The 3,938-nt window shown below is 41.9% G+C and carries 1 protein-coding gene; it reads left to right on the top strand.

Annotated elements, in window-relative coordinates:
• The first annotated feature begins 589 nt into the window (after nt 1-589).
• Entirely contained in the window at nt 590-3,526 is a 2,937-nt protein-coding gene (locus DDZ16_RS20430) for a DNA polymerase III subunit alpha (protein ID WP_109266342.1), read from the top strand.
• Nucleotides 3,527-3,938: the final 412 nt, after the last annotated feature.

The raw sequence follows: 3,938 nt of genomic DNA, 5'->3' as shown, positions 1-3,938 counted from the left end.
GTTAGAAGCTGGAAACTTTCGAAGTTAAGAAATTTTGATTCTTTTTGCGGCATATTTAAAAAACTAAGAAAATTATAAAAAACACGTTTTAAATGGTTTATGACTTTACTTAGATAAAAGATTTAAGGTAAACCATATAGCATTGATAATCTGGAATTTAAAGCAAATGCATCTTTGGTTCCAAATAATTGATTTAAAGCTTTTTACAATTCCGAACCATCGGGATAACGGAGTATTGATTTAAAAAACTAAGAAAATTATAAAAAACACATTTTAAATGGTTTATGATTTTACTTAGATTTAAGATAAATCATAGCCAATTGATAATCCGAGCGTTAACTCGAAAAATCGTAGATGTGTAAACGATTGACTCAATGTTCATTGCAATCCCGAACCATCGGGATAACGGACTATAATTATCGAATACAAACGGAGTAAACAATTTTAATGAGATGAAAACTAAAAACTATAATTTTTTATTGATCACTAATAATTGTTTATTGATACCGGATGTTTGATTATTGGTCTTTCTGCCAAGTACAGATCAAAGAACATTGAACATCGTACACTTATAATTGCTCATTGATAATTGTTTATAGCTAAATCATATTACAGCCTTCGCTACGGCACTATGTCGCCTGAGGAGTTAGCCGCACAAGCGGCTGCTAAAGGGATTGATGCGCTTATTCTGACCGATATTAACAATACTTCCGGCATGTTTGAGTTTGTGAAAGTTTGTCGGGAAAAGAATGTTGTACCCCTTGCAGGTATTGATTTCCGGAATGACAATCAATGGCTTTACACCGGAATTGCTCTGAATTTAAAGGGCTTTGGGGAGCTCAATCGTTTTTTGACCTACTATCGGTTACAGGGGTTGCCCTTGCCAGAAGTGCCGCCAGTATTTGAGAATGCTTTAACCATTTGGCCTTATGGAAAAAAGCAACCCGGAGAATTGAAGGAGAATGAATATGTCGGTGTTCGCCACTTTCAGTTACGACAACTTCTGACTTCAGAATGGCGCAGCTGTCAGGATCGTTTGGTGATATGGCAGCCTGTAACTTTTGCTGATCGCAGTGGATTAGATCTTCATCGCCACTTAAGGGCCATCGACCGGAATATTTTGCTGGACAGAGTTGCAGAAGATGATTTGGCCTCTTCTTACGACTGGATGGTGCCTCCTGATAAGCTTAAGGGAGCTTTTGCAGACTGGCCTGAGATAATCAGAACTACTGAAAAAATTAAAGAACAACTTTCATTCGACTTTGACTTTAAAAGCATAAAAAACAAAAGTACTTATACAGGCGACAAGGAGGAGGATGTACAGTTGCTTTCAAGGTTGGCTTTTGATGGTTTAAAAGAACGCTATGGAACAGATAATACAGAAGCCGGACAAAGGGTTGAGAAGGAGTTGGGGATTATTAATGACCTGGGGTTTGCAGCTTACTTCCTGATTACGTGGGATATTATTCAATACTCTCTTTCACGGGGTTTTTATCATGTAGGCAGGGGGAGTGGTGCCAATAGTGTTGTGGCCTATTGTTTGAAAATTACCGATGTTGACCCCATAGAACTCGATCTCTATTTTGAGCGGTTCCTGAATCCCAAAAGGTCATCGCCTCCCGATTTTGATATTGATTATTCATGGCGCGAAAGGGAAGAGGTTCAAAAGTATATTTTTGAACGCTATGGCAAGGAGCACACTGCCTTGCTGGGCGCTATGTCTACCTTTCAGGCACGGGCTGCCATTCGCGAACTTGGCAAAGTTTACGGGTTGCCCAAAGAGGATATAGACCAGCTGGTGAGGCCTTCTGCAGATTTTGAAGCCGGAACTCTGGAGCGAAAAATATTATCTATGGGCCAACGGTTAGCCGATTTCCCTAACTTACGCACCATTCATGCCGGAGGTGTCTTGATTTCAGAGACTCCGATTACTGACTTTACGGCCCTTGATATGCCTCCAAAGGGTTTTCCTGCTACACAATGGGATATGTACACAGCAGAGGATATCGGTTTTGAAAAGTTTGACATTCTTTCTCAACGGGGTATCGGACATATTAAGGAGTGTATTGAAATTGTTCAGGAGAACCACAGAGTGACGATTGATATGCACCGGGTGAATGATTTTAAGAAAGATGAGCGGGTAAAAGATCTTTTGCGAAAAGGAGAGACCACCGGTTGTTTTTATATAGAAAGTCCAGCAATGCGGGGATTGCTGAAAAAGCTGAGATGTGAGGACTATCTGACGCTGGTGGCTGCCAGTTCCATTATCCGCCCCGGAGTAGCCCGTTCAGGGATGATGCGTGAATTTATCCGGCGCTTTCATAATCCTGATGATTTTGAGTATGCCCATCCCGTTATGAAAGAACAATTGGGAGAAACTTTCGGGGTTATGGTCTATCAGGAAGATGTGATTAAAGTTTGTCACCACTTTGCCGGACTGGATTTGGCGGATTCAGATGTTTTGCGCCGGGCGATGAGTGGAAAATACCGATCCAAAGAAGCTTTCCAGGCTATTGTAAATAAGTTTTTCCAGAATTGCCGGGAGAGAGAATATCCCGAGCATTTGACCTCGGAAATCTGGCGTCAGATAGAGTCCTTTGCCGGTTATTCATTTTCAAAGGCACATTCGGCCTCTTACGCTGTGGAAAGTTTTCAGAGTCTCTATCTCAAAGCTTATTATCCTTTGGAGTTTATGGTGGCAGTCATTAATAATTTTGGCGGGTTTTACGCCACATGGGTTTATGTTAATGAGGCAAGACGGTGGGGGGCAAAAATTAATTTACCCTGCGTGAATAAGGGGGCGTTTTCTACCTCAATTTCCGGCGATGATATCTTCCTGGGATTTGTGCATGTCAGGGACTTGGAGCAGAAGACTGCGAAGACTTTTATTGCTGAAAGACGACGTAACGGGGATTTTTCAGGGCTGGATGATTTTATTAACCGAACCGGCATTACCCGGGAGCAGCTGATCCTCCTGATCCGTTTGGGGGTCTTTCGCTTTACCGGTAAAAGTAAACCCGAATTGTTATGGGAAGGACATCTCTTGCTGGGGGGATCAAAAAAGTCCAATACGGGTAAAGTGTTGTTTCAGACCGACTCTCCTCAATACGATCTTCCCTCGTTTGAGCAGTCCTCATTGGAGGATGCTTACGACGAAATAGAGTTGCTGGGGTTCCCTGTCGGCTGCACCTTCTTTGATATGCTTAAAACCTCTTTTCGAGGGGAGGTTCATGCTTCAGGTTTAGAGCAAAATGTGGGGAAAAATGTGCGAATGGTGGGGCAGTTGGTTACCGTAAAGTACGTTCGTACGGTAAAAAAGGAGATTATGCACTTTGCTACTTTTTTGGATTCCCGGGGAGAGTTTTTTGATACGGTTCATTTTCCTCCTGTTTTAAAAGCATGGCCATTCAGGGGAGATGTGGTTTATCTGATACAAGGGAAAGTTGTGAGTGAGTTTGGACAACCATCTGTTGAAGTCGAAAAAATGGCCCCTTTACCACTTAATCCTGATCCGAGAGGTGATTGATTGGGTTTTTTCAAATATGCTCTCGTTACAAGTTAGAAATAAAAGAGGCCGTCATAAAAGTATAAAACACCAAAGGTCATGTTGAGTATGGTCGAAACATCTGTTTATCTAACGAACAGATTCTTCGACAAGCTCAGAATGACAGATTTTTGAAAACATCAAAATATCAGCAAATTAAAAGTTGGCCCCCCTGCCTGCCGGCAGGCAGGCATTCGGGGACCTGATAGTTTTGGGGACATCTCGCCCCGGGTTTTTACCCTGGGTTATCCAGATTTGCCCCCTTTGGGGCATAGCCGTCAGGCTAAGCAGATTGATGCAGTGGAATATTCACAAAATCAAAGGTTTGGTTTATCATTTCTAATATGTGGATACTCGAAAATGTTTTATTTTTTGGTTCTACATTCTGTTCCTT

This window comes from Marinilabilia rubra (genome assembly GCF_003121985.1).
In the GTDB taxonomy this organism is placed as follows: Bacteria; Bacteroidota; Bacteroidia; order Bacteroidales; family Marinilabiliaceae; genus Marinilabilia; species Marinilabilia rubra.
Note: the sequence above shows the minus strand (reverse complement) of the source record. Positions and strands in the feature narration are given on the sequence as shown.